Source organism: Heyndrickxia shackletonii (genome assembly GCF_001420715.1).
GTDB lineage: Bacteria > Bacillota > Bacilli > Bacillales > Bacillaceae_C > Margalitia > Margalitia shackletonii.
Window position 1 is genome coordinate 2456893 of record NZ_LJJC01000004.1, and the last position, 25949, is coordinate 2482841.

General features: G+C 37.1%; 28 protein-coding genes. 3 read left to right on the forward strand and 25 right to left on the reverse strand.

Annotation, left to right across the window (positions count from 1 at the left end; all coding sequences use genetic code 11):
- Window positions 1-234: 234 nt before the first annotated feature.
- Together AN964_RS11710 and AN964_RS11715 are read left to right on the forward strand one after the other, a co-directional pair.
- Window positions 235-537 (forward strand): phasin family protein, encoded by a 303-nt coding sequence (locus AN964_RS11710; protein ID WP_055739850.1) that lies wholly within the window; start codon window positions 235-237, stop codon window positions 535-537.
- A gap of 41 nt (window positions 538-578) precedes the next feature.
- On the forward strand, window positions 579-2258 hold the full coding sequence (locus tag AN964_RS11715) for an ABC1 kinase family protein (RefSeq protein ID WP_055739851.1): 1680 nt from the start codon (window positions 579-581) through the stop codon (window positions 2256-2258).
- A gap of 37 nt (window positions 2259-2295) precedes the next feature.
- Here AN964_RS11715 and nfsA read toward each other — a convergent pair whose 3' ends face one another.
- The gene (nfsA, locus tag AN964_RS11720) at window positions 2296-3042 is read right to left on the reverse strand and encodes an oxygen-insensitive NADPH nitroreductase (protein ID WP_055739852.1); all 747 of its coding nucleotides are present in this window, start codon (window positions 3040-3042) and stop codon (window positions 2296-2298) included.
- 256 nt (window positions 3043-3298) lie between these two features.
- On the opposite strand from nfsA, the gene AN964_RS11725 reads away from it, so the two are divergent.
- Window positions 3299-3727: a PH domain-containing protein gene (locus AN964_RS11725; protein WP_055739853.1), complete on the forward strand. Its 429-nt coding sequence runs from the start codon at window positions 3299-3301 to the stop codon at window positions 3725-3727.
- Window positions 3728-4541: 814 nt separating this feature from the next.
- Here the strand turns inward: AN964_RS11725 and AN964_RS11735 are convergent.
- The 24 genes from AN964_RS11735 to AN964_RS26355 all read right to left on the reverse strand — a co-directional run bounded on the left by AN964_RS11735 (window position 4542) and on the right by AN964_RS26355 (window position 25949).
- On the reverse strand, window positions 4542-5543 hold the full coding sequence (locus tag AN964_RS11735) for an LLM class flavin-dependent oxidoreductase (protein ID WP_055739855.1): 1002 nt from the start codon (window positions 5541-5543) through the stop codon (window positions 4542-4544).
- Window positions 5544-5825: 282 nt separating this feature from the next.
- Entirely contained in the window at window positions 5826-5975 is a 150-nt protein-coding gene (locus AN964_RS26350) for a hypothetical protein (protein ID WP_161809237.1), read from the reverse strand.
- A gap of 57 nt (window positions 5976-6032) precedes the next feature.
- Window positions 6033-6836 (reverse strand): serine hydrolase, encoded by an 804-nt coding sequence (locus AN964_RS11740; RefSeq protein ID WP_437177102.1) that lies wholly within the window; start codon window positions 6834-6836, stop codon window positions 6033-6035.
- A 25-nt stretch (window positions 6837-6861) separates the two neighbouring features.
- On the reverse strand, window positions 6862-7647 hold the full coding sequence (locus AN964_RS11745) for an NAD-dependent protein deacylase (RefSeq protein ID WP_055739856.1): 786 nt from the start codon (window positions 7645-7647) through the stop codon (window positions 6862-6864).
- A gap of 414 nt (window positions 7648-8061) precedes the next feature.
- Window positions 8062-8244 (reverse strand): hypothetical protein, encoded by a 183-nt coding sequence (locus AN964_RS11750; RefSeq protein ID WP_055739857.1) that lies wholly within the window; start codon window positions 8242-8244, stop codon window positions 8062-8064.
- A 125-nt stretch (window positions 8245-8369) separates the two neighbouring features.
- Window positions 8370-9338, reverse strand: coding sequence for a P1 family peptidase (locus tag AN964_RS11755; protein WP_055739858.1), 969 nt, complete (start codon window positions 9336-9338; stop codon window positions 8370-8372).
- Window positions 9339-9459: 121 nt separating this feature from the next.
- On the reverse strand, window positions 9460-10530 hold the full coding sequence (locus tag AN964_RS11760; protein WP_055739859.1) for an SIS domain-containing protein: 1071 nt from the start codon (window positions 10528-10530) through the stop codon (window positions 9460-9462).
- Between the two features lie 31 nt (window positions 10531-10561).
- A complete protein-coding gene (locus AN964_RS11765) occupies window positions 10562-11770 on the reverse strand; it encodes an MFS transporter (RefSeq protein ID WP_055739860.1) in 1209 nt (402 codons plus the stop codon).
- Window positions 11771-11902: 132 nt separating this feature from the next.
- Entirely contained in the window at window positions 11903-13369 is a 1467-nt protein-coding gene (locus tag AN964_RS11770; RefSeq protein ID WP_055739861.1) for an amino acid permease, read from the reverse strand.
- A gap of 159 nt (window positions 13370-13528) precedes the next feature.
- Entirely contained in the window at window positions 13529-14692 is a 1164-nt protein-coding gene (locus tag AN964_RS11775) for a saccharopine dehydrogenase family protein (RefSeq protein WP_055739862.1), read from the reverse strand.
- 282 nt (window positions 14693-14974) lie between these two features.
- Window positions 14975-15697: a GntR family transcriptional regulator gene (locus AN964_RS11780; RefSeq protein ID WP_055739863.1), complete on the reverse strand. Its 723-nt coding sequence runs from the start codon at window positions 15695-15697 to the stop codon at window positions 14975-14977.
- Between the two features lie 134 nt (window positions 15698-15831).
- Window positions 15832-16572 (reverse strand): GntR family transcriptional regulator, encoded by a 741-nt coding sequence (locus AN964_RS11785; RefSeq protein ID WP_055739864.1) that lies wholly within the window; start codon window positions 16570-16572, stop codon window positions 15832-15834.
- A gap of 25 nt (window positions 16573-16597) precedes the next feature.
- The gene (locus tag AN964_RS11790; protein ID WP_055739865.1) at window positions 16598-17044 is read right to left on the reverse strand and encodes a secondary thiamine-phosphate synthase enzyme YjbQ; all 447 of its coding nucleotides are present in this window, start codon (window positions 17042-17044) and stop codon (window positions 16598-16600) included.
- On the reverse strand, window positions 17037-17891 hold the full coding sequence (locus AN964_RS11795) for an amidohydrolase family protein (RefSeq protein WP_055739866.1): 855 nt from the start codon (window positions 17889-17891) through the stop codon (window positions 17037-17039). Before AN964_RS11795 ends, AN964_RS11790 begins: the two co-directional genes overlap by 8 nt.
- 10 nt (window positions 17892-17901) lie before the next feature.
- Window positions 17902-18720, reverse strand: coding sequence for a fructoselysine 3-epimerase (frlC, locus tag AN964_RS11800; protein ID WP_055739867.1), 819 nt, complete (start codon window positions 18718-18720; stop codon window positions 17902-17904).
- A 15-nt stretch (window positions 18721-18735) separates the two neighbouring features.
- Window positions 18736-19764, reverse strand: coding sequence for an SIS domain-containing protein (locus tag AN964_RS11805; protein ID WP_055739868.1), 1029 nt, complete (start codon window positions 19762-19764; stop codon window positions 18736-18738).
- A 26-nt stretch (window positions 19765-19790) separates the two neighbouring features.
- Window positions 19791-20594 (reverse strand): fructoselysine 6-kinase, encoded by an 804-nt coding sequence (gene frlD, locus AN964_RS11810; protein ID WP_055739869.1) that lies wholly within the window; start codon window positions 20592-20594, stop codon window positions 19791-19793.
- Window positions 20591-21406, reverse strand: coding sequence for a sugar phosphate isomerase/epimerase family protein (locus AN964_RS11815; protein WP_200915578.1), 816 nt, complete (start codon window positions 21404-21406; stop codon window positions 20591-20593). Before AN964_RS11815 ends, frlD begins: the two co-directional genes overlap by 4 nt.
- A 652-nt stretch (window positions 21407-22058) precedes the next feature.
- A complete protein-coding gene (locus AN964_RS11820; protein ID WP_055739870.1) occupies window positions 22059-22448 on the reverse strand; it encodes a hypothetical protein in 390 nt (129 codons plus the stop codon).
- Between the two features lie 83 nt (window positions 22449-22531).
- Window positions 22532-23752, reverse strand: coding sequence for an MFS transporter (locus AN964_RS11825; protein ID WP_055739871.1), 1221 nt, complete (start codon window positions 23750-23752; stop codon window positions 22532-22534).
- Between the two features lie 360 nt (window positions 23753-24112).
- The gene (locus AN964_RS11830) at window positions 24113-24826 is read right to left on the reverse strand and encodes a DUF4386 domain-containing protein (RefSeq protein ID WP_055739872.1); all 714 of its coding nucleotides are present in this window, start codon (window positions 24824-24826) and stop codon (window positions 24113-24115) included.
- Between the two features lie 62 nt (window positions 24827-24888).
- Window positions 24889-25110: a helix-turn-helix transcriptional regulator gene (locus AN964_RS11835; RefSeq protein ID WP_055739873.1), complete on the reverse strand. Its 222-nt coding sequence runs from the start codon at window positions 25108-25110 to the stop codon at window positions 24889-24891.
- Window position 25111: 1 nt separating this feature from the next.
- Window positions 25112-25558 (reverse strand): hypothetical protein, encoded by a 447-nt coding sequence (locus AN964_RS11840; RefSeq protein WP_055739874.1) that lies wholly within the window; start codon window positions 25556-25558, stop codon window positions 25112-25114.
- 223 nt (window positions 25559-25781) lie between these two features.
- Window positions 25782-25949 (reverse strand): hypothetical protein, encoded by a 168-nt coding sequence (locus AN964_RS26355; RefSeq protein WP_161809238.1) that lies wholly within the window; start codon window positions 25947-25949, stop codon window positions 25782-25784.

Consider the following 25949-nt stretch of genomic DNA (forward strand, 5'->3'; position numbering starts at 1 on the left):
CTACTAATTGTGATTTGAGGTTGATGATCATGCGAAGTCAACTGAATCCTTCGGTGATCAATCGGATAAATAAAATATACTATTTTACACTTAAATAAAACTTAAGAAGGAATGATTCCCCTTAACGAGCTTGATTTAATAAATGTATTGAGTCCTTTATCATGTAAATAATAATTTTATCCGGTTATATACAAGTTCGTTGCGGAAATAAAATATATAAGGGGGCTATGAACATTGAAAAAAATACTTAACAAAGGTGTAACATTAGGGTTGGGGCTAGCGATAACAAGCAAAGAACAGGCACAGAAACTCGTAGATGAGATGGTAAAAAAAGGAGAACTAAGCAGGGACGAGTCAGTAGAATTTGTTGAAAAACTATTTCAAAAGGGTATAGAAACACAAATGCAGCTAGATCAATTGATTACGAAAAAAGCGCAAGAACTGGTGGCAAAATTAAATGTAGCAACCAAAGAGGATATCAGGCGATTGGAACAGCGCATAGACCAGATTGACCAAAAAATAAACCCGGCCGAATAATAGTAATACAATGGTTGCCTGCGATAAAGGAGTGAATTCCTATTTTAGAAAAAAGAGTTCGTCACCTCGGGCGTTACCGAGATATTGTTGCTGCCTTTACCCGCAATGGTTTCGGTTTTCTTGTCAAGGATCTAGGGCTTTTTGAAGTACTTGCCTTACCGAAACGCTTATTTATAGATGGTCATCAGCAGATGAATTCCAAGTCCATCGGGGAACGTGTCCGACTAATATTGGAGGAATTAGGCCCAACGTTTATTAAAATGGGGCAGATTGCTAGTACCCGGCCAGATATAATACCTGAAGAAATTCTTAAAGAGCTGGAAAAATTACAGGATCATGTCCCACCCTTTCCATTTGAAGAAGTGGAGCGCATTGTCCAAGAGGAACTCGGCAGTACAATCGACACTTTGTTTAAAGAATTCCAGGAAGTTCCCATTGCAGCTGCTTCCATCGGACAAGTTCATTTTGCAGTATTGAAGTCGAATGAACGTGTAGCAGTCAAAATCCAACGGCCTAATATTAGTAAAATAATCCAAACGGACTTAGAAATTTTGCAGGACTTGGTACAGTTAGCTTCACAACGATTAGAATGGGCTTCACGATATCAGCTTCCTGAAATTGTGGAAGAGTTCTCAAAATCACTTCGAGAGGAATTGAACTACACGATTGAGGCTCGTAACACAGAGAGAGTTTCGAAACAATTTGAAAAAGACTCAAACATCCATATTCCAAATGTATACTGGGATTTATCCACTCAAAAAATATTGACGTTGGAATTTGCAGAAGGCATTAAGCTAAATGATATGCGGAAGCTGGATGAATTAGGATATAATCGCAAAATCCTAGCGGAACGATTTGTCCACTCCATCTTCCAGCAAATTCTTATAGAAGGATTTTTCCATGGTGATCCCCACCCTGGTAATATATTGGCCGGGCCCGGAGAAGTCATTGTATTTTTGGATTTTGGTATGGTCGGACGCCTCACCTTAGAAATGAAAACCTATATTGCCGCCCTCATTATTGCGATGATGCGCAAAAATACAAATGGTGTGATAAAAGCAATCACCAAGATGGGGTTAATTCCAGATGATATCGATATGCAGAAATTAACGAAGGATGTAGATGAGTTAAAAGAAAAATATTTGGATGTCCCTTTAAGTCAGGTAAGCCTTGGAGAGTCCATAAACGATCTTTTTTCCATTGCATTTAAACATCATATTCAGATTCCTGCGGATCTGACTTTATTAGGGAAAACGCTGCTTACAATGGAAGGTACGGTGGAAATGCTGGATCCTGAGCTCAGTATTATGAATATAGCCGAACCATTCGGGCGCAAACTTCTTAAGGAGCGACTTCACCCGAAAAAGGTAGCGGAAAATGCGGCTAGTTATTTATTTGAATATGGAGAAATCCTTTCCCAATTACCAAAGCATATTCAAGAATTAACCTCCACAATCAAAAAAGGTAAATTACGAATGGAGATTACGGTTCCCGAGCTTGAGCAGTTTTTAAAAAAGCTGGACCGAATCAGCAGCCGCTTGTCATTCAGTATTATTTTACTTTCTTTTAGTATCATTATGGTTGGACTTATAATTGGATCTGCATTAAGTAACCAATCGACGCTGTTATGGAATATCCCAGCACAAGAAATTGGCTTTACTATAGCTGTTTTAATGTTATTATGGTTACTATTCTCCATTTTTAGGTCGGGAAAAAAATAGAGTGTCAGGCACCAAAATGGATAGTGCCTGACAACCTTTATTTTTTATTAAAGCCCTGCTTTTCAACGAAATCTTTCATATAAGTTCTAGTAGGCACTTTAAATTTCACTGCCATTTGAGAAGTCCACGTATCATCCCTTTTTCCATTTGTTCGCTCCATATAATATTGCTGAATCGTTTTATTATAATCCTCTAGTTGTTTTTTCAATACAGCAGCGTCAGATTGATATTCATCCTCATGATAAATATGTTCAAATGGCAACCGCGGTTTTTGTGATGATTGATTCAATGGATAGCCAATTGTCATCCCAAACAACGGGATGACGAACTTTGGAATATTAAGTACTTTTGATACTTCTTCCAGGTTGTTGCGAAGTCCCCCGATATAGCAGATTCCTAGTCCTAATGCTTCTGCTGCCAATGCGGCATTTTGCGCAGCTAAAGCAGCATCGATGATCGCAACCATAAAGGTTTCAGTTGTTTCTAATGCTGGATAAATATCCACTTTTTCCATTTCCGCAATAAGTTCATGACGGTGAAGATCCGCACAAAAAACTAGGAGATGTCCATTATTTTCAACATGCTGATTACCAGAGCATTCAGCAAGCTTCTTCTTTTTCTCTTTATCCTTTACCCCAATAATCGTATAGGCTTGAACAAAGCTTGAGGTTGCTGCAGATTGAGCACTTTCCACAATAGCCTTTATTTGTTCATCCGTTAAACGGCGATCCTCAAAATGACGGATAGAACGATGATTTTGGATTAAGTCGATGAATTGATTCAACACCCTTCACTCCTATTAAAAATATTTTTTTATTTCTCTCAATTAAAAAAGAATATTTTTATTGTACAAATTTTAATATACCTATCGCTCTTTTTAAAATCAATTTAATGAACTCCTAGGAAGGGAAGGATTTTAATAAATTAATGGTTTTGTTTTAGGGAAAAAACTGCAACTAAATATATGAAAATTCTCAAAATCTATTACTTCTGAAACCAATTATGGGTGTTGTCCGTATAAGAATTATGGAGGTGATACAATGGTGTTTCCATCAAGGAAAGATGTATGGATGGGAATTGTGGTTTGGACTACAATTGTATTTTTTCTGTGGGTTTTATATCGTTCAATATTTGTTCAACTTGATTTATTGGGCATCATCGCAATGGTTGTATTAATTTACTTTTTGGGAATGATTTGGTTCAACACTTGTTATAAAATAGAAAACAATAACCTTAAAGTATCATTTGGACCATTTAAAAAGTCTATTGATATAAAAGAAATCACATCAATACGGAAAACAAAAAATATCTTTACCGCACCATCCCTTTCCTTTAATCGCATTGAAATATATTACGGAAAGTATGGGTCAATTCAAATTTCCCCTATAGACCTACAAGCATTTATAAGTGAGTTACGAAAAGAGAACCCCAACATTCAACTTAATAATAAATTCAATAAATATCTATGAGTCTGTCCCCTTTATATAGGGTCTTTTTTATACACTTTAAAACATTTCAACGTTGCATAATTGGATTTTCGAATCGCTGAAATAAGCATTTGTTTCGACTTGATTTTCATTTAGCTTTCTCATAGCTCTGTACTCTCCTACCATTTAAGGATCTTGATAGGATTTAAGTGTAGTGTAAATTATGCTTAACCTCATTCTAAATTTAAGACGGGGTTAAAATACACTTTATTTCTTGACTTTTTAAACACAAAAAATGATTGAGTTTAAAATTTTCTAAAAAATAGGAGGATTGTAAGGTATGTTATAGAATAATTTAAATTGTTACACCTTATTAATTTCGAGGGGAGGTGAAAAGATATGGGTAATTTACTATGGTGGCTGCTTCGTTAATTGCTGTTTCTGTTGGTATAACGGAATCAGATCCAACGACAATTAGAAGAAGTAAGATTTTTTTTCCGTCTTTTACAGTTTTAGAAGCAAAAACTCCCCAAAACCGCCGATATTATGGTGCTTTTGAGGAGTTATTTATTTTTTTTGTATATAGAAATGGAGTCACTCTTTTATCTCTTTAGCCTTATGTTAATATCCAATACTTTTAAAAATTCGGAAGGCATTCTCAGACATATTTTTTATGAAGATTTCTCTGCCTTCAAATTTCACCTGTGCAATAGTTGCAAAACCGATCATTAGAACCAGTGCCTCGAAGATTGTTATTATAGGCACCTCCTTTCTTGCCGTGACATGATCACAAGACAAGAACGAAAAGGTGCCACCTAACTATTTTTATACAAAAAAGCATATGTTACTATGCTTATTATCTCCCTTCCACCACTTCTTTTAATATTTCATAAGACCGCTTCTGTTTATCTGCATCATATATATACGAAACTGCCATAATTTCATTTACGTTGAAATAACTTTGGAAATTCGTTAACTGTTGACGAATACTCTCTTTGCTCCCCATGAAAGACATTCTGGACATAGATTCGGCCATTTCCGCTTCCATCGGCGTCCAAAGATAATCCATTGTCTCCACTGGCGGTTGCAGTTTTATTCTAGATCCTCTTACGACATTTAGGAAAAATTGTTTCATAGTAGTGGATAAATTCTTTGCTTCTTCATCTGTTTCAGCTGCAATTACATTTAAGCATACCATCATATATGGTTTATCTAGATATTGCGACGGCTTAAATTCCATACGATAAATTGAAATCGCCTCTTCCATATATCTTGGAGCAAAATGGGACGCAAATACATATGGCAATCCTAATCGCGCTGCTAAATGAGCGGAATCCGTAGAAGAACCTAATACATAAATAGGAATATTCGTACCTACTCCGGGATAAGCTTTTACACTGCCCTGTTCTTCTTCTGGTCCGAAATAAGTTAAAAGTGATTGAATATCATCAGGAAATGTATACACGGAATCAACCTGTGAGCGTCTTAAAGCACTTGCTGTTTCCATATCTGTACCAGGAGCGCGGCCAAGCCCTAAATCCACACGACCAGGATATATTGTAGCCATTGTCCCGAATTGCTCTGCCACAACTAATGGTGAATGATTTGGCAGCATAACCCCGCCAGAGCCTACTTTAATTTTGCTGGTATGTTCTAATGTATGTTTTATTAAAATCGATGTCGCTGAACTGACAAGCGTTGATGTATTATGATGTTCTGCAATCCAGTATCGTGTATACCCCATCTTTTCCACTGCTTGAGCAAGGTCTACCATAGAGTCAATTGCCTCTTTTGTAGTCTGCCCTTCTCGGATTGGAGCTAAATTTAATACGGATACAGGTATATGAATATTTGTCATCCTCTATTTTCCTTTCAAATTGTAGATTAATACTATAGTAACAATTGGCAATCATAAAACCAACTTATTTGCTTGGGATTGTATACAATAGGAACAAACCGAATTAATGCAAAATAGACATGAAATATTGATTCATCCGAGAAGAATCCTTTTGACTTTCTTTTTCTTTGAAATGTCCTTTTGATATCTCTATAAGTACAAATATTGACTGGACAACGATTGAAAAAAATTAATTGAAAAAGACTGTCAAAATGACAGTCCGAATTTACTAATTACAATCGTTCACTTCCCCTTTTTTTCTTTTGATCCCTGTATGGAAACATTTTTCGGTCTTTTTGGATATGATGCTTTGTTCGAGTCATCAGGACCAGTAAGATCATTTCTTTGATCTAACACCTCGCCTGTATACTCAAAAGAATTTCCTTTTTCCATTCTATTCACCTCCAATGAATAGGATGGTTTATTCAGGTGCCTTTTTATACTCAGCAATCACTCTTTTAAATAATTAAAAATGCACTCTCCGATTTGAGCCATTGTTTGTTTAGCAAGCTTATCCTCTACATCCTTTGAAAGTACAACTATATTCATCGTTCGCCTGCCGACATATAAAACCCCGATATCATGACGAATACCTGTTACCCAGCCAGTTTTATTCGCAAATTCCCATTCCTGCTTCGTTCCGATAATATTAGATTTGATTTCAGGAAATTTGTAAGGTAAACAGTCACGGAACTGTTGTTTTTTCATAATGTCAATCATTTGTTCGCATGCATATTGGGAAATGATCATACCTGAAGTTAACTTTTTGAGAAGGACCGCCATATCCCTTGCTGTGATCATATTTCTCCCATTTGTTTTAACTGGAACAGTATTAAGCTTATTGTAAAAGCAACTATTCCTCATTCCAATCTCCGCCATCATTTCTTGTATTTTTTCAACTCCAACTAAGTCTATTAATACATTCGTAGCCGTATTATCACTTTGAATAATCATGAGCGTGAGATAATCATAGATGGTAAGACGGATTCCAGGTGTCAAATGTTGAAGAACACCGCCTTCAACTAATTCTTCCCTTTTTAAGACAATCGTATCGCTTAATTTAAAAAGCCCCTCATCAAATGCCGAAAAAACGGCAGCCATGATCGGTACCTTAATAATACTAGCTGCATAGAATACTTCATTTTCATTCCATGACCAAGTTTCATTCTTATCCAGATCCTCCAGATAAATTCCCCATGTTCCACCTGTAGTATTCATAAATGCTTGGATTTCTTTTATCAACTTCTCCAACACCCCATCCCCCTTACTAATATTAAAATTAATACTCCTTTCTATTATTTAACCAATTATCTATTTGTGTCATCGCCTTTCCTATTGATTCATGTATAACATATGTATCCGCTCCAAAATCATATGGTGTTTCTCCTTTATTAATAATGCATAGAGGTACACCTTTTTTTCTGTATTGCGGAAAGATGGAGAAAGGTGCGACAAGTAGACTTGTTCCTAACACTAAAACAAAATCTGCTTCATTCATGTATTGAATAATTGTATTTATCCCTTTCGTTGAAAACCAATTACCGGTATCCCCAAATAAAACAACATCCGGTTTAATATATCGATCCTCTTTATCTTTCGAATCACAGTGATTACACACATAAAAATCTTCCATTGTTTCTATGCGACGAACCATTTCCTCTGTGACATACTTTTTCCCACAGTTTAAACATGTAGCAGTCTTCATCGTCCCATGAAATTCAATGACATTTTTGCTCCCTGCTTTTTGATGGAGGCCATCAATATTCTGAGTAATAATCGTGGCAATTTTTCCTTCGTGTTCCCACTTAGCCAGAATTTCATGCCCTTTATTAGGAAGAGCATTCGGATGATAGAGATTTTCTACCGCAAATTGATAAAACTCTATTGGATGCTGATAAAAATAGTCAAGGGAAAGAATGTATTCAGGTGCCAAAGAGTAAATTCCGGTCCTGGAACGAAAATCCTTGATTCCAGATTCTGTACTAATCCCTGCTCCTGTTAAAACCACTATCTTCCTTGCATCTCGAATAAAATTGGTACAAGTATCTAGCATGTTGGAATTCATGTAAATAACCACTCCTGAATGTATCGTATTCCTTATTTATAATATGACTTTCAATAGGACAAAAATCAAAATTTCGAGCCATCGTTGTATAAATAAAAAATATCATCGTATGTCATAAACGGACACAGATTCCGTTATTTTGAACAAATGCCCCTAATTTATAGGCTTAGCGGACACAGGATCCGTTAATTACGAAAAAACACTTGGGATTCACTGTTTTTATACCGTATAACGGAACCTCTGTCCGCAAATATTTGAAAATAACCTATTTTGTCACATATAACGGTACTGAAGTCCTCCAAACTCATATTAAGCATCCAAATGTAATAAAAGACCAGATCATATGTGATTTGGCCCCCTTAACTATTGAAGAAACATCAAAAAAAAGGAACGTATCCACATTCCTTTTTCCGGCTAATTTGTACTTTTTAATTTTTTTCTTTCCATATTTACAAGTGCAAGTAATCCGGCACCGATTAAACCAACAAATAAGTTTAGAGTTACAAGCTCAAAATGTCCTGTTGCTACACTATAAGCGGTTCCAAAGACCGAATAAAGAATCACCATAATGTAAAAACCGATCATCGCTTTAACCATAATAACCTCTCCCTTTTCCCTTTGTTGCAATAAGAAACTGTCATCGTTTTCTAAATTGTAACAAACAATTCACAAAATGTACATAAAAAATTTTCTTTTTGTACACAATTATTCATTTGGAGGGTTTATGCTCGAAAAATTTCTCGATGCGCCGGAATCCCAGCAATACTTTCTGTACTATAAATTGCGTTTAATATCGCATTTTCCATTACTTTTGCGGCCATTGGTCCAAGCAAATCAATCGAAACCTTTTTGTTTCCAGTAGCTAAAGTGAAAATCGTATCACCGTCATGCATAGTGTGTGCTGGATAAATCGTCCTCGCATAACCGTCCTGAGCCATTTGTGAAATCTTCGTCGCTTCCGCCTTCGTTAGTGCTGCATTTACGGCAATCACACCGATGGTTGTATTTGTACCAGCTTTGATCATCATTTCTTTATTTTGTTGGAGAAAATCCATAAAATCTACAACCTGATTCTTCTCACGACTATATGCACCTGCTACTATTTTCCCGTTGGAAGGATCGCGGATTTCCCCTAAAGGGTTCACAGCTACCACTGCCCCAATAACGATTTCCTCGTTCAAACGAATCGATGCAGTTCCCAGTCCGCCTTTCATGCAATGTTCAAAACCAAGGAATTTTCCGACAGTAGCACCGCAGCCTGCTCCAATATTCCCTGTTGGAAATGGTTTACTGCTAGCAATTTTTGCTGCCTCATATCCCATCTTTTTATCTGGTCTTATCTTTGGATTTCCGTTTGCTAAATCAAAAAGAATAGCAGCTGGCACAATGGGCACCTTTGCCACACCGGTATCATGTCCGATATTTCTTTCTTCTAAGTATTGCATGACTCCAGAAGCTGTATCTAAACCGAAGGCACTCCCCCCGCTCAACACAATACCGTGAACCTTATCGACTAAATTAATCGGACTTAATAAATCCGTTTCCCTAGTTCCTGGTGCAGATCCGCGAACATCTACACCCCCAGTTGCACCTTTTTCTGTTAAAATTACCGTACAGCCCGTCAATGCCTCCATATCTTGCATATTCCCTACTTTAATTCCAGGTACATCAATGATTTGTCCACTTATCATCTCAATCACTCTTTTACTATTTATTTAAAAAAGGAGTACCACCAACATTTTGAGGTAACAACCATGTTAAGACAGTTTTTGGTAGTGTAAAAGCAGACACAAAACTACTGCCACAATTACCTTAAACTTTACATTTTAAAAATTGATCAAAGTCATGGAAAATGGGCGTATTTAAATCAATCCCTCTTCCAGCGGCAATTCTGTAGGCTAATATTTGAAATGGAATAGACATGACAAGTGGGCAAAGGAGTTCATCGATATCTGTTCCAAGGGAAAGTGTTTTCTCTTCTTCTTCGTTGTTCCCACATTCAATAGTAAAACAATGATCTGTATAACGAGAAAAATAATCTTTAAGTTTTTTAGCCCTTTTGGAAAGAATGCTTTCGGTTTGAATAAAAAACAGACCATAGTTTTCATTTATTTCCAGATAAGGGCCATGCATAAATGCTTCTAACTCAAATCCATGTGTAGGTACCCTTATGGTTTCAGTAAATTTTGTTTCACATTCTTTTGCTGTTCCTACGGCAGGCCCGTATCCAATTGCTGCAAAACGCGGAATAGAATGAATCTCTTGGGCGTGTCTTTTGTAAAAATCCTCCGTCTTTTTAATAATTGATGGGATTCGATTGACTATCTCATAAAACTTTTTAATTTCCAACTCGGTCGTTTTTTCATTTATATGATGAAGCTTCCGTCCAGCGATTACACCCATTAACATCGACTTTAACATGGTAGCAGTGAATCCTTTTGTTACAAAACCTACTTTTTCAATGCCGCATCCAATATCAATGACCATGTCGGCATAATCGGTAATTGGACTATCCAAACGAGATGTTAAGACTGCAGTTGGTATTTCACTACTAGACTGAATTTTTTTTAAAGCTTCGATCGTTGAATGACTTTTTCCACTTTGTGACACTGCCAGCACAAAATCTGTATAGTCATTTACTTTTTCATAATGCGTAAAGTTAAATGGTTCTTTTATTTCTATAAATACACCTGCGATCTTTTCTATGTAATATTTTGCGCTTATAATTGCATTTGCACTAGAACCTGTAGCCAATATAAGCCAATTTTTTGGCTTCCTTGATTTAATGAAATTTTTGAAATCATGTAATTCTTGTTCGAATTGGTTTAACATCCTCAAACATGTTTGTTCCTGCTCATAAACATTCGTCATCATGGTTTCCATTCTATAATTACCTCCTGGTAAAAGTGAAAAATTATTCGCTATTATTCTGTAGCTGTAACTCTTTCCACTTCGACTCCTTCTTGCGAAATAGCAAAGATATCAAGACCAACAATAATAATAAAAACAAACAAGCATAGCTTGTTAAAATCCATAACGATGCAAAAGTATTGGTGTGATCCATTGTATACCCGAAGAAGGCTGGGAACACTGCACTGCCAATACCAGCAAATCCTGTTACCAAACTTGTTACAAAGCCTGTCATTCCTGGAAAGGTATGATTGGCAAAAACCATGGTAACGGAATAGATACCAGACATGGTCAGACCTATTAAAAATAGGATTGCGTAACAAATAATGATACTTCTCCATAAGGTAAAGCAGCCAAAAAAACAAATCGTTCCAACAATGCTCCATAATAGAAAACGATGATATGTCACTTTCTTCACTATCCACCCTGTTAAAGCTCTGCCAATCACCATTGCCAGCCAAAATATACTAACACTTAATGTGGCATAAGATACACCTACTTTAGAGTAGTTTATAAAAATGGATGGAAGAAAATTGTTTAGACTGGTTTCAATGCCATCGTAGATGAAAATCATTAATAAAAATAGACACAATAAGATCCATTTCAACTGACTAGTCATGATTCGTGGTGGGGCATTCTGCGCTTCAAGGTACTCTATTCGCTCTCTATCTATCAAAGGAACGGAAACACTTTGCCAAATAGACGCCACTAAAATACCTAGAATACTAGGTACAAGAAATGAATACCTCCATTCGGCTATGGCTATTAGAATACTAGAAATAATGGGCATACACAATGCCCCTAGTCCAAATGAAACCTCTGTACGACTCATCATCACTGCTCGTTTACCGACAAATACATCCATTATAATAGTAGCTACGATGATTTGTAGAATGGAAAGCAAAACTCCATTAAGAAGGTTCAATAAATAGACTACACCAATTGGTGGAACGAGCACCATCAGACATTGTACAATCGCAAGAAAAACGGAGGCTACAGAGATTACTTTTTTATAAGCATAATGTTTTGTCAGAAATGATGAAAAGACAACCCCAAGCAAGAAACCACCAGTTCCAAGGAAAACAAAAAAGCCGCCTTCTGTATATGATAGGTGATAGTGTTCTATTATTTGCGGCATAACCGATCCAAATACAACAAGGGCGTGACCACAAAGAAAATATGTCGTATACAATGACCATTTAAACTGTCTCAATCCGTATTCCTCCATGTTTTAACAACGGTGAATGATTAATCTCTTCTCCCAGGAGGTTACATCAAAAGCTATGCTGTGCTCTACATCCTTCCCGAGAGAAGATGGTACAATAGAACCTAAGTGGTTTCGTGTTTACTTTTCTTCTAATTCTATTTTATCAAGTGGAATGAACTTTGTTTTCTTCACAAATTTATAAATAAACCAAGCTAGAAGAAATAACGGAACACTAAGATACGTAGCCAGCATGCCCACCCAATCAATATGTCCAGAAAGAATGGACTCATAATTTTGTCCCAAAACGACTATAGCACATATAACGATGGTATATATCGGGCCCAAGGGAAACCATCTTGCCCGGTAAGGTAATGCGTCGAGTGAATAGCCCTTTGCGATATATGCTTTCCGAAAGCGATAATGGCAAACTCCAATAAAAATCCAGACGATGAATCCTGAAATGGCAGATGCATTTAGCAACCAGTAATAAACCTTCCCATCTCCAAATGTTGACGAGAAAAATACCAATACGCCAAAAAGGGTCGTGACAAGAAGTGACCAAATCGGTACACCACGTCGATCCACTTTCGCTAAAAATCTAGGTGCTTGCTTTAATTTCGCTAATGCAAAGAGCATACGAGTACCAACATAAAGAAATGAATTTCCAGCGGATAAAACGGAAGTTAGTATAACTGCATTCATAACTGATGCCGCAATGGCCAAACCAGCCTTTTCGAAAACAAGAGTAAACGGACTTACCAAGACGTCTTCACTAAGTAATCGATCACTGGTATATGGAATAAGTAAGCCAATTACTGCGATTGCAAGTACGTAGAATAATAGAATTCGCCAAAATATACTTCGAATCGCTTTTGGAACATCTCTTCTTGGGTTCTCACTCTCCCCTGCAGAGTTTCCTACTATTTCTGTTCCTTGAAAAGAATAGGCAGCCACCACAAAAACACCGAAAATTGCCAGAAAGCCCCCATGAAACGGTGCATCACCGACTGTAAAATTTTTAAAACCTACCGCTTCACCACCCATTATGCCTAAAATCATTAGAAGACCGATAACAATGAAAATAATAACTGTCCCTACCTTAATGATGGAAAACCAATACTCGCTTTCGCCGAAACCTTTAACAGAAAGATAATTGATTAAAAAGATAAGTAAAAGAAATAATGCACTCCACAATATTGATGGGCTGTGTGGAAACCAAAATTTCATAATAAGTGTTGCCGCGGAAAGCTCTGCTGGCAAGGTTATTGCTGCACCATACCAAGCGATCCACCCCAAACCGAAGCCTAGAGAAGGGTCCACAAAGCGTGTTGCATACGTACTATAAGAACCACTCGTTGGCATAAATGCTGCCAGTTCTCCTAATGATGTCATAACGAAATAGATCATGGCACCTATAATAAGATACGCCAAGAGTGCTCCACCCGGACCTGCCGTATGAATCGTTGCACCACTTGCCAGAAATAAGCCTGTTCCAATTGCCCCGCCAATGGAGATCATCACCATATGACGTGACTTAAGTCCTTTCTTAAGCTGCCCTGTGGAAGATGTTTCTTCTGATGGAAGTGACTGAGCTGGTTTTACCATTACGCATTTCCCCTCACCTATTAATTTAATTTTTAAACGCGTATTTTAATCCATTTCGTATTACGGACACGATTAACTTCTTAAGTGATCATGCCCGTAAATGAATAATTCCCAGCAGTCTTATGTCCAGTATTTAGATGAAGCTGTGTATGTTTTAAATTAGTTTTTTACAAGATTATTAGTAATTTCAGGTTCTTTCTCTTTAATGACAACCCCGCGTTTTTCCATTTCTTTCATAAAAACATCCCCTGGAACGATTTGTTCTGGTGCAAAAACACCTGGTTTATCAATTAAGCCATTTCCAATCATTTGTGCGACAACCGAGATACTGTAAGCTGTTGAACGTGCCATTGCCGTGACTTTATTTTTTCTGTCAAAATAGGTGACCATTTCGTATTCAGCTACCGCATCGTTATTGTTTAATACACCCCCTACGCGTACTCTCAATAAACAGACATCCTCTTTGTCGCGAAGATCAACGATTGGTTCTAATACCTTTAATAGTACTTCCGATGGATTTATTTTCTGGCCTTTATATTCAATTTCATAATCCTCACGTGTTAAGTTTAGATCCACTAATAGTTGAAACTTCTCAGCATGCCCCGGATACCGAATCGTTTTATAACTCAGATGTTTTACATCTGGAAAGGTTAATGGCAAGGTAGACGTCCCAGGAGTGTAAAAGGCTTCAAGTGGACCAAATTTTTCAAAATGCACTTTTTCAATACCTGATAAAGAGGGAACCTGTACTACCTTCCCATCACGTATTATGGTTGATGGCTTAGTGTATTCCTGGAAAACCCCTCGCATGGTGAAAACCTCATTATATTCAAAAGGCGGTTCAGGTTTAAGTGGTATACCTCCGACAAAAAGTTCAATCGATTCTACCGTATCCAATTTACTGGCTCCATATCCAGCCAAGATATTTACCATACCCGGTGCAACACCAAGCTCGGATATGTAGGTAATGCCTGCCCTTTTTGCTTCCTCATCAAGGGAAAGGGTTCTTTCAATATTTGAACATCCTAAGTCAACAATATTGACTCCAACCCTTATTGCGTTCTTTGCCACAAATTCACTGAAGGTCAGGTATAAGGCATTGACAACTACATCAAACCCCTTCATAAAATCACCCAATTGCTCCCCGTCTGAAGCATTTACATAGGCAGCTTTTAATTTATTACTATCTAGGTGACTGCATACGCTTTCAGCCTTGTCTAGATCAACATCCGCCAAGACCACTTCTTGAACATTTGGGCTATTCACTAAATCCCGTGCTACCTCTTTGCCCATCAGTCCCGAACCTAAAACAGCAACCTTCATTAAGAACTCCTCCTTAAGTTAAACTAGAGTCTCGACAACCACACGGTCAATCCCAACAATGTGTTATGGAATAGCTTTCAAATAAACATTTTTTCCAACCCTCAAATAAGAGTTTTTCTAGATGGTCTCACCCCCTTAGAGAGAAATATTGCCAAATTTCTGACATCAAAGAGTATTTTTGTCCCTTTTCCCCAATGTTTTCGTTACTCGAATAACCCGCTATTGTAATCGCTTTCAGAAAGGTCTAAGTTTTCATTTCATAAAAACATATACGACATTCTTTTAGTTACTAAACTTAACAGTAAATTGACAGAGATCCGCACGGACATAAGTTTTTGCATATTCAATTGGAATCTTCTCATCTGCATAAGTAATGCTTGTAAACAAATATACAGCCTGTGAAGTATCGATGTTAAGCAGTCTGGATTCATTTTGATCCAATGTGACAATATCAAGAGTTTGATGAGCATTTGTTACATTTATATGGTAGAAATCATAGAGATCGTAAATGGAAAAATCAGATACATTAAGCTCATTCAAATTAGGCAAAATCACTTTGGGAACAAAGATTTCATCAATGGACATTGGTTCCTCATCAGCAAAACACACCCTTTTGATGTAATGAATTTCATCCTCTTCGTCCATTTCAAAAATTTTACTGAATTTTAACCCTGCGTTTCGAAGTTTTTTATTAAGAACATGAATCCTGGGTTTACTATTTTTTTCAAGAATGGTGCGAGAAAAACCAGACAGTGTGTCAAGATCTCTGTTCATTCGCTCTCCCATCACATAAACACCCTTACCTTGAATTGGTTTGACAACCCCTTCCTTCATCAACTGTTCAATTGCTGTTCGAACAGTCAGTCGGTTGACACCATATTTCTCACTCAGTTCTTTTTCAGATGGGATTGCTGTTCCAGGCAAATACACACCATTTTCTATTTGATCTCTCAAAATATCACGCAATTGTACATAAATAGGATACTGCTGCTTAAATTTATACATATAATACACTCACTTTCATGATCCCCGTAGCTAGCCTCCGGAAATATACAGCTGCGTTAACAGCATTACCGCCTGAGTATGCCTGCACAGTTTTTTCCTAAAAATTGAACCATTATCCCCAACTGAAACCAATTTCATCCCTGTTCTTCCTTTCTTCTCAACGTTGAGAAAAACGTCACATGATCAGAACGAATAATCGATTTAAAGTACTCAAAAGGGGCTTTCTGTCCCTCGTTATACGTAATACCTTTCAAAAAGAAAACGGGCGTTTCTTCTGGAATTTGTAGCAACTGGGATTCATTTTTTGTTGCATAACTAATGGACACTCTTTGTGTACCAGCAGAAGGTTTAATATGAAAGACTGTTTCTAACATGTCATAGAGTGAATGGGTGTTGAAATCGTAATCATCAATACCTTTTGCTACCGATAGATTAATATAACTATACTCAAGTAGAGCAGGAATTCCTTTAAGGTGACGGAGACGAATTAACTCCATTACTTCATCACCCATTTCAATTTCTAAATTTCTTGCAATACTTTTATCTGCTTTCACTACCTGACTGCTTAAGACCTCGGTTTTTAGCCCCTTCCCTTGTTCTTTCGCAATCTCCATTAATGGCCGCAAATCCTGAAGGTTTCTAATAAGCTTCTTCTCTGCAACAAAATAACCAATTCCAGAAACCGAATAAACTTTCCCCTCTTTTATAAGTCTCGCTAAAGCACTTCGGAGAGTCGTTCTGTTAATATTCCATTTTTCACATAAGAATCTTTCAGAAGGAAGTTTTTCATGTTCTTTTAATTGATTTTCTTCCATAAACGCTTCCACCATTTCGACTATTTCATTTTTGGGATTAAAGGTTTTTTTCTTCGGCAATATGACTCCCTCCACTAGATAAGTTTTATAAGTCCCCTTCCAAAAACTCCTCTAGGATAATACAATATGTTCGTTTCGATGGACCGTCGAACTCGTATAAATAGACATCCTGTGCAGATCCCTTTTCCAGCTTTCCATTTTGAATCAGAAAATGACAATGGTTTCCGACGAGCATCGCCTTGAGATGGCCAGTTGCATTGCCAGCAGTCGATCCGTAGTCGGGCAAAAGCCTAGCGTGATGATAGGAAGCGTTTTCAGGTACTAGTTTATTTAAGAACTCATGAATATCCTGTTCCAAACATTCAAGCCCTTCATTGACGGTAATTCCGGCAGTCGTGTGCATGGACTGAACAGTAATGAAGCCATTTTGCACTCCACTTGACTGTACCACCTCTTCAATTTGCTTTGTTATATTAACCATCTGCAAATACTTATCTGTCCAAATGGTTTTACGGAAAACTTGTTTAGTCATGTGTCATCCCCATGAATGCCATGGCATTCTCCCCTTTAATAAGTTTTAAAGTTTCCTCTGATAAACCAAGTTTTTCTAATGCGTGGGCCATTCGGATCTGCTCAAAACGGGGATTATCACTCCCAAACATAATCTGATGTCTTAAACTTCTTTCTACCCAGGTCAGTTCAAGCTCCTTTGTAAAAAGAGATTGATAAAACTCTGATGCACTGTCAAAAAATAGTGCAGCTGTATCTGCATACACATTTTGATACTTTAACAGTAACATGGCTGTATCTTTCACCCATGGCCAACCAAAATGTTCAAGGCCTATACGAAGCTTTGAATAGTTAGCGGCTATTTCCTCAAACTCCAATGGGTGTGAATATTTGCTGATGGTATTCTTTTCATAGCTGCATCCGCTATGGAAGAGGATTGGTTTGTTTTCCTCCAGACAAATTTCATATAATTTTCTTAGTGAAGGATCTGTTGGGTAAATCTTTAATTTTGAAAGATTTAGGCTTAATCCATTTAATTTCAATTCTCGAAATGCAAAGTATAGTTCTTCTTCCCATTTGTCGGTTAAAGGATCTACACTGGCAAATCCAAAAAATAATTCTGGTGCTTGATTGATTAAATCTGCCACTTCCTGATTAGACACTAAAGGCTGACCATAAATAGAGGATTCATCCTGTGCAAGCAGACAGAGCTTATCTAGTCCTGCACATTTCATCTGATTTTTCACATGTTGAATCGTTGCGATAGAATTCTTGTGAATATTGAGGCCCTCTTGTCTCAAAGCAAAAATATCCTTTCCCCGATCAATTCCTTCATAAAAATTGGGATGAACGTGTATATCAATAAACATGGCCTTCCCCCTAATCTAGCATTCTCTTCAGATTATGGAGCGCTCTTTTTGCATAGAATCTTGGTTCATTGAGATAATTAGTTACCAGCTCTATTGTTATGGTCTTGTCGTACCCTACACTTTGAAGTTCATGCATTAATTCCGAAAGAGGCAGGTTTCCTTCCCCTGGAACGATATGGTTTTCACTATGGCCATCACTATCAATGATGTGCATATGCACCATCTTGTCTTGAAGTTTATCAAAGTAAGCCATGATACTCTCTCCTTGAATATAAGGAACCACAATGTCCACCATTCCCACTAAATAGGGGGAATGATTCCGATCTAATACTTCTTTCATTTGGTTTGCATTCGTTGTCACATTGGATTCAAAGGTCGTTAATGGCTCATAAATAATTTTATGATCAATTTTTTCCGCATGGTCGATCAATTCTCTTAAACTCTTATCTAGTTTTTCATCAATTTCCCTTTGAGTGGCTTGATACCCTGCATGCCCTGCTGAAATTAACGTATATTCCGCTCCAATGTCCTTGGCCACATCCATAGCAGCTTTTGTATACTCCACCGAATCAACCCTCATTTGCTCTGTGCCGCACATCATATTATATGGGTAGGCATTCATTTCAGGGGTGAAGATTCTTACTGGCATCTCATACTTTTCCATTAGGTTCTTTATTTCACAGGCACCGTATTGCTTTAAGTCAAAAGGGTAGGCGTGAGGTCTACCACCCCATAACTCTACGTAATCATAACCAAAGCGCTTGGCATCTGCAAAAACATTCTCAATTGGATTTCTTTGATAACCGGAAGTAAACATTCCAAACTCCATTGCTTTTCCCCCCTTTTAATATTTCACCTTTCCACCATAATATCTTCTGTCGTCTGGATGATGATCCTTTGCAATGGACAGATAATAGTAGAAGTACTCTAAAGGAACGAATAAAACTAGCGGAGTAATCATTGGATGAACATCCACTCCTAAATCATTTACATCAAAGACAATCACATCTTTAGTGAATCTCTTTACAAAATTTAAGGCGCGTTCTACCGTATGCCTCGATTCATCATTTCCCAACAAAAATACGTATGGTACGCCTTCCTCCACCATTTCTAAAGGTCCATGACGAAATTCAGCAGCATTTAGTTGACATCCATGGGTTCTCGTAAATTCCAGCATGGTGATAATACCTTCTTTATAGGATAAAGGTAGTAGATTTCCGGCTGAAACCGTGTACAGAAATGCGTGCTTACTTGCCTTAATACCTAATTCCTTAGCATGTTCTTCCTGATTTTGAACCAATTTTTTTAAAATATCCGGCAACTCATGAAGCTGTTTCAAAATCTCAGTAAGCTCCTTTTTTTCACCTTCTACTTTCTGAATGTATTTGCACGTAATAAGATAGGTTAAATAGAGATGCATTTGCCAAATCGCGTGTCCTTGATAACCAATTGCATACTCAGAATGATCAATAAGAGGCACACCCTTCCCATCCTTCGAGATTCCTAAAGTCATCGCGCCCTTTTGTCTTGCGAGGTCAATACTCTGATAAACTTCTTCCGTCGTTCCTGAATCACTTACCCCAATTACAAGCGTATGCTTATCAATGGTATACGGAGTTTGATCTAAAAAATCATAGCCACTGTAGGACTTAGAGATAATTTTTGAATACCTATCAAAAAGAATTTGAGCCGTTTGACATGCGCATAACGGTGATCCGCATGCGACAAAATAGACTCTATTAATCTCACGAGATTTCATTTCCTGAACAATATGGTCAATCTCACTTACCTTTTCATTTAACAAAAACTTTACCTCATCTACCATAGTATCTGTAATGAGAAAATCAACACTGTTTTTATCAATAGATAACATAATAATTCTCCCTATTCATATTCTGCCTATCTCTTGTTCTCCCAAGGTTCGAAAATGGATATAATATATGCTGCTAATTTCGCTCCCTCTTGCAATGATCTTTCAATATTTCCGCTTTTTATGTAACACGAGAGGAAGCCTGCAATAAAACTATCTCCAGCACCTACCGTATTTACCACCTCAGTCTTTACAATTCCGGCTTCATACACTTGATTCTCGCTTAAAGCTAGAGAACCATTTTCACCGAAAGTAGCTACAGCAACTTTCATTCCATTCTTCATTCGTTCCTTTAAAAAATCCATTATTTTTTCATCTTTCTCTCGATAGGAGAAAAAACCAATATCCACAATACCATCTAATTCCTTAACCAAATGGCTCTCAAGCCGATCAGCAAAATCAAAACTAATGAAACATTCCGGATTAGCCTTTTTTATGTCTTGTAAAACACCTTCTGCCTTCCCCCAATAAGCGGAGTGAACAACGTTATGAGAAGCGGCAAAATGAACATCCTCTGAATCAAAAACCATATCCTCCAGAACACCTTCTAAATAATCCCCATGAATTCTCTCTTTCTCAATCAGTTGCATATAGGTTATGGCAGTATCCCCATGGGCAACCTTTACATGAGAGATATTGAGACCTTGCTCTTTAAAGCATTGAAGCATTTCCTTGCCATATTCATCATCAGCAACAGTAGTAAGAATGGATGTAGGGACTCCAAGTTGCGCAAGGTTCATTCCAGTATCGACGATATTACCTGTGAGATAGTAGCGATTTAAATGTGAGTAGAAGTCCACGCAATTATCACCAATTACCGCAACACTTTTCATTTTTTCGCTACACCTCCACAGAAATATTTATCATTAAGATAGTCCACAGATTGTTTCAGAGAAGTGTGGGGATCCTTCCAGTAGATGGAATCATTAATTTCCAATGAAACATATTGATTATATTCAACATTTGAAAGGTAGTCTAAATACCCATTAATAGAATAATTGCCACTACCTAAGATTTCATGGTTTTCATCAGATAGATGAATATGTACGATGTTATTTCCTAATTGACTAAAAAAGTCATGTATCGTATCACCAGCTACTTCCATTGCCACTACGTCCAAACAGACTTTGAGATTTTCACGCTGGACATCGCGAAGCATATTCTTTACATCCTTCAAAGACGTTACGAGGTTACTTTCATATGGTTGTAACTGTTCCAGCACTAATTCCACACCATAGCGTTTTGCTATATCACAAATTCTTTGATAACTTTCCACTGTATAATTCCAGCTAATATTTCGTTCAACATCTCGAAGTCCACAACCTGTATTCATAAAAATCCGATGACATCCTAACTCCAATGCATCATTACAAGCCATATCAAAGAATTCAACCGTCCGATTTCTTACACTCTCCTCCGGGCTAGAAAAGCTGTAAGGATATGCAAGAGTTTCCGGGGTGTACATGACAACCTTTATTCCACTTTCCTCCAATTGCTTGCTGATCTTTCTAAGCTTATTGCTAGCCTCATATCTTGTAAGATAATTTAATCTGAAATAATGGGGCTCAGCACCCCAAAATTCAATGTTTTTAACTCCGCATTTAAGCAAAAGAGTCAATCGTATAGTCCAATGAGTACTGGACATACTGCACACTCATTGCAGCAATCTGTTCCTTTTTTAACATGTTGTCCCCTTCTTCCAAACTCAATAATTTCTGTGTTTTTAATACCAATTAATACATATTCAATCTTTTTTATACCTATTCATATAAATTTCACTTTTTTTATACCAGTTGTTTACAATATAAGCACTTTCATGGAAGTTAGATTATTCCGTGAACTTTTATACCAATCTAGTTCGAAAATTTATCCAAGGGATATCGCCAACATTTCGGAAATTTTGTACGCAAAGGATAATTTCAACAAAAAAAAGTCGGATTCCCGTACGCTACAGAACCGACTTTTTATATGGGATACAACTGCCGACAAAACGTATATTTTATTCGCTAAGCAGAAGGAATAAAATATAAAAAATAGAAAGGTGTGTTGCGGAAAGAACTTTTACATCATATTTCACCCCTTGATTGGGAACATATCGACTTCCTTAGAGAGTATAAGTATTAATTTAAGCAAGCAACTACTTTAGAATTGTTACGAACACTTCGAAGATAATATATACATTCCAAAATTCCTTAGCTTAGGAAAATCGGCTTTTTGTTTTCCGAAAATGTATTAGCGTGGGTTTTATGTCATTTGGTTGGCGGAACAATAATAACAAAATAAAAACACTTCCTGCATCATACTAAATACGATGGAGGAAGTGTTTTTTTCTTTATTTTTATGTTTGAGTCTAATATGTCAATGGTTATCGTTACATGCCTATTAATGAATTCTTCCAATGTTTCAATGACATCCTCATCATCAATAAAAAAATCATTTACATACTTTGTTCCGCTAAAAAATAATTGCTTTCCTTCAAAGTAATAAATTTCGGCATGTCCTTCATAAGTTCGAATTAATTGCTTACTTTCCGATTGATGTACAAAAATCTTTATAGAAACATATTGGTCATTTAGCGTTTCAAAAACCTTTGCGATGGGAGTATCATTGATTTTCAACACTGCAGAACCTTTTTCTTCTTTTTTTTCAATGATTCCCGTTACTTCGATGCTTTTATCTTTAACCATAAAGAGATTTCCTTTCGAACAAAAATACTACTAATGAATCAGTACGTTTTTCAAAAATAGTATAGCAAAAATTGGTCGATATGTTAACTTTCCGATAAAGATCGTATACGCCTAAGCGATGGAAATAATAGCATCCATAGGCCTGCAACTACAATCGTACCTACTCCACCAATGAACGCGGCAGGCACAGTACCAATAAGTCCAGCCAATGTACCCGATTCAAACTCGCCAAGCTGGTTCGAAGTACCGATAAATAAAGAATTGACCGCATTCACCCGTCCTCTCATCTCATCCGGAGTTTGTAGTTGAACGAGAGAGGATCGAATCACAACACTTACCACATCAGAAGCTCCGATAATTAATAAAGCTACTAAAGAAATAATTAGATTCGTTGATAAAGCAAATAACATGGTGGCCAGTCCGAAAACTCCCAATGCTCCAAAAAGAATAGGCCCAAATGCTTTTTTAAGAGGATAATATGCCAGTACCATCGACATGATTAATGCCCCAACGGCTGGAGCAGTCCGCATTAACCCAAGCCCTAAAGGACCTGTGTGTAAAATATCTTGGGCAAATATCGGTAATAGCGCTGTTGCACCACCAAGTAATACGGCAAAAAGATCCAGTGAAATCGTACCTAAAATAACCTTGTGACGATAAACAAACACTAGTCCCATCAGCATCGAACGCAAGGTGACAGGTTCCGATGACCTCTGGAATGTCCTTTCTAAGCGTATAAAGAATGTAAGAATAGTAGAAACCAATAACGCTATGGTAACGGTTATGTAAACGGATGCCGGGCCCAATGCATAAAGCACCCCGCCAAGAGATGGACCAACTATTTGCGCCGTTTGTCCCGCTGAAGTAGTCCATGCTATTGCTTGTTGCAAAATTTTCTTTGGTACAAGTTGAGGCAGTAACGCTGAAGAAGCCGGCCCTTCAAAAGAACGACATGCTCCAAGAATGGCTGCCGCCACCAAAATATTCTCTTTGGATAACCAGCCGGCGACACTTCCATATAAAAGCAATCCAGCAGTAAGAGCCTCAATAATTTGACACACGTTCACAATTCTTCTGCGATCAAAGCGGTCTGCAACCTGCCCTACCACTAATGTCAAAAGCACCATCGGTACAAACTGGGCAAGACCCACTAACCCTAGACTGAAAGCATCATGGGTTAACGCATACATCTGCCATCCTATCGCAACAGACAACATCTGAAATGATATAGAAGTTAAAATTCGTGAAACCCAATAATTTGCGAAAGATGGCTGTCTCAGAATCGAACCACTTAAACTAGCCAAACAAAACTCACATCCTTTTTGAATGAATAAGAAAGAATATATAATTACGTAATTTAGGAATACGAAATATTATACTATTTTTAAACCCTAATTTGTTGAAAATTTTTTAGATGAATAGTTCAAGAATACGAATATAAAGTGTTTTGATTATAAAACTATTTAACCATACGTCTTTTGTGATCATTTTGTTTCCACGAAGGAATTTTTTCATTTTTATCTTTACGTGGTTCATTGACTATAGCTAAATATCCGAAATAATAGTACACTCCGTTATGTAAAAAAACTACTGATCTAATTATCAGTAGCAAAGACTATTTCGTTTGTGGACTAAAAATAGGTTTCATTTAAAATAGGTTTTTTCTAGTAAACTGCTTTCCTTTTTAAAGATAAAGAAGCAAGTGCAGATTCATTGAATCCTCTCACGATAAGCCAAACAGCTAAGATCATTTCATTTGCTGCTACTGGCAGAGACATGATTCCACCCCAAATAGAAATTTGTGAAAAGACACCAAACATTTCTAATATCGCAGCAACAAAAACCAGAATTGCCCCTGTCATGCCTATGATTGGTATAAATCTTGGAACAAGCTTGGAATTATAAAAGATATAACTGTACATCATAGTGTTTATCCCGAGCATGAAATTGGGGCCAAGCAAAAATGTCCAATCATGAACTGCTTTTAATAATGTTCCTGATGCTTGAAAAGCGGCGATATTAGTCGTTCCTGTTGCAACAAATTCCTTGCTTAAGGTTAATAGGGATAGAACGCTAATTACTCCAACCGTAATAATAACCGCTTCAAGAAATCGGAAGAAAACATGCCATAGAGCTATCGTTTCATTATACTTTCTTAAAAATGGAAACATGGTAGTTGAGGTGCCAATGGCAGATGCGACAAGAATTAACTCCATAATAGCCCCAATTATCACCAAATTTGCGTGTTCGGAACCTTTAATGAGATAATCGTGACCGTTTAAGATAGGATCGTATAATTTGAGACCGATGATCGCCGTTACGGCAGCCAATATAAAAAATATCCCCACCATTTTTGCAGCTTTTTTGTTTGAATTCATTTTACTCTCCCCTTATATAAATAAATTCAAAAACAGTAAATCTTAAACAATTATTTCCCTAATCACTTAATATCGTCTTCATAAAAGAAAACCTCTTCCAATGGTAAGTTAAAGGCGCGTGCTATTCTAAAAGCCAATTCTAAAGATGGAGAATAGTTTCCCTTTTCAAGAGCTACGATGGTTTGTCTCGTGACGCCTACCTTGTCAGCCAATTGCTGCTGAGTCATTTCATCGTGATGAAAGCGTAATTTTCGTATGTGATTGCCGACAAGAATTTTTCCCATATTAAACTCCTCTCCTATAGTGATAAAGTTTCGTAATGGAACCGGTCACATCGGAAATAAATCCTGAAGTAATGAGGATAATGAACATCAGCTGTGACGGTTGAAAGACAATAAGCGATCCCATTGCAAGAAGAAAACCAAGGATAAACACCACAAAAGAATTTCGAGCTGCCTTTAAGTCAATTAACTTATCGAGTTCATCCGCAAATTTTGGCTCCTTTTCTCCAGTCGTCATTCGAAAAATAATGTTAAAAATGATACTAATAATGATATGCGCGACTATTGAAATCAAAGTCAAGATGAGCACAAAGGTTCCCCAATATCGAAAGGTTTCCATCGACTCCAGTCCCCCTTGCGGATGCCTTGGATACATAAACAAGCAAAACACACCAAAAATGACAATTGCACTGATAATAGATACAACGCTTTTCTTTTCTTGATATGTCATACTCTCCCCCCCTTTTTTTGCACATTCCATTTACACAAAGTAAAGTATTTATTACATAATGTAAAATATACTATACATAAAGTCAATAGTAATTTACATCATAAAACACTTTTTCTTTCCTGGACAAAGAAAAAAGATACCAACAACAGCGGCTAAAATAAAAATGGCACAGATAAGTTCTGTGCCAATGAGTAATTCAGTAGTAACTGGGTTAGTCTGTATTCTATAACCCGCCGCAAGAGGATGGATTATTTTTCATTCGTTTGGAATCAGTTTCTTCTTGAACAGATTCCAAACCGTATCCAGTTGAGCTTATTTCCAATACTTCCTTCGAATGATCACTTAAACCCTCATTCATCTTTTCCTTTTCATTCAAATGATCTTTACTCAT

Excerpts from the sequence above, each read along its gene's own strand:
- AN964_RS11725 (WP_055739853.1), top strand. The coding sequence starts at position 3,299 with ATGGTGTTTCCATCAAGGAAAGATGTATGGATGGGAATTGTGGTTTGG.
- AN964_RS11735 (WP_055739855.1), bottom strand. The coding sequence starts at position 5,543 with ATGACAAATATTCATATACCTGTATCCGTATTAAATTTAGCTCCAATC.
- AN964_RS26350 (WP_161809237.1), bottom strand. The coding sequence starts at position 5,975 with ATGGAAAAAGGAAATTCTTTTGAGTATACAGGCGAGGTGTTAGATCAA.
- AN964_RS11745 (WP_055739856.1), bottom strand. The coding sequence starts at position 7,647 with ATGAATTCCAACATGCTAGATACTTGTACCAATTTTATTCGAGATGCA.
- AN964_RS11750 (WP_055739857.1), bottom strand. The coding sequence starts at position 8,244 with ATGGTTAAAGCGATGATCGGTTTTTACATTATGGTGATTCTTTATTCG.
- AN964_RS11755 (WP_055739858.1), bottom strand. The coding sequence starts at position 9,338 with ATGATAAGTGGACAAATCATTGATGTACCTGGAATTAAAGTAGGGAAT.
- AN964_RS11760 (WP_055739859.1), bottom strand. The coding sequence starts at position 10,530 with ATGGAAACCATGATGACGAATGTTTATGAGCAGGAACAAACATGTTTG.
- AN964_RS11770 (WP_055739861.1), bottom strand. The coding sequence starts at position 13,369 with ATGGTAAAACCAGCTCAGTCACTTCCATCAGAAGAAACATCTTCCACA.
- AN964_RS11775 (WP_055739862.1), bottom strand. The coding sequence starts at position 14,692 with ATGAAGGTTGCTGTTTTAGGTTCGGGACTGATGGGCAAAGAGGTAGCA.
- AN964_RS11780 (WP_055739863.1), bottom strand. The coding sequence starts at position 15,697 with ATGTATAAATTTAAGCAGCAGTATCCTATTTATGTACAATTGCGTGAT.
- AN964_RS11790 (WP_055739865.1), bottom strand. The coding sequence starts at position 17,044 with ATGACTAAACAAGTTTTCCGTAAAACCATTTGGACAGATAAGTATTTG.
- AN964_RS11795 (WP_055739866.1), bottom strand. The coding sequence starts at position 17,891 with ATGTTTATTGATATACACGTTCATCCCAATTTTTATGAAGGAATTGAT.
- frlC (WP_055739867.1), bottom strand. The coding sequence starts at position 18,720 with ATGGAGTTTGGAATGTTTACTTCCGGTTATCAAAGAAATCCAATTGAG.
- AN964_RS11805 (WP_055739868.1), bottom strand. The coding sequence starts at position 19,764 with ATGTTATCTATTGATAAAAACAGTGTTGATTTTCTCATTACAGATACT.
- frlD (WP_055739869.1), bottom strand. The coding sequence starts at position 20,594 with ATGAAAAGTGTTGCGGTAATTGGTGATAATTGCGTGGACTTCTACTCA.
- AN964_RS11815 (WP_200915578.1), bottom strand. The coding sequence starts at position 21,406 with ATGTCCAGTACTCATTGGACTATACGATTGACTCTTTTGCTTAAATGC.
- AN964_RS11820 (WP_055739870.1), bottom strand. The coding sequence starts at position 22,448 with ATGGTTAAAGATAAAAGCATCGAAGTAACGGGAATCATTGAAAAAAAA.
- AN964_RS11830 (WP_055739872.1), bottom strand. The coding sequence starts at position 24,826 with ATGAATTCAAACAAAAAAGCTGCAAAAATGGTGGGGATATTTTTTATA.
- AN964_RS11835 (WP_055739873.1), bottom strand. The coding sequence starts at position 25,110 with ATGGGAAAAATTCTTGTCGGCAATCACATACGAAAATTACGCTTTCAT.
- AN964_RS11840 (WP_055739874.1), bottom strand. The coding sequence starts at position 25,558 with ATGACATATCAAGAAAAGAAAAGCGTTGTATCTATTATCAGTGCAATT.
- AN964_RS26355 (WP_161809238.1), bottom strand. The coding sequence starts at position 25,949 with ATGAGTAAAGATCATTTGAATGAAAAGGAAAAGATGAATGAGGGTTTA.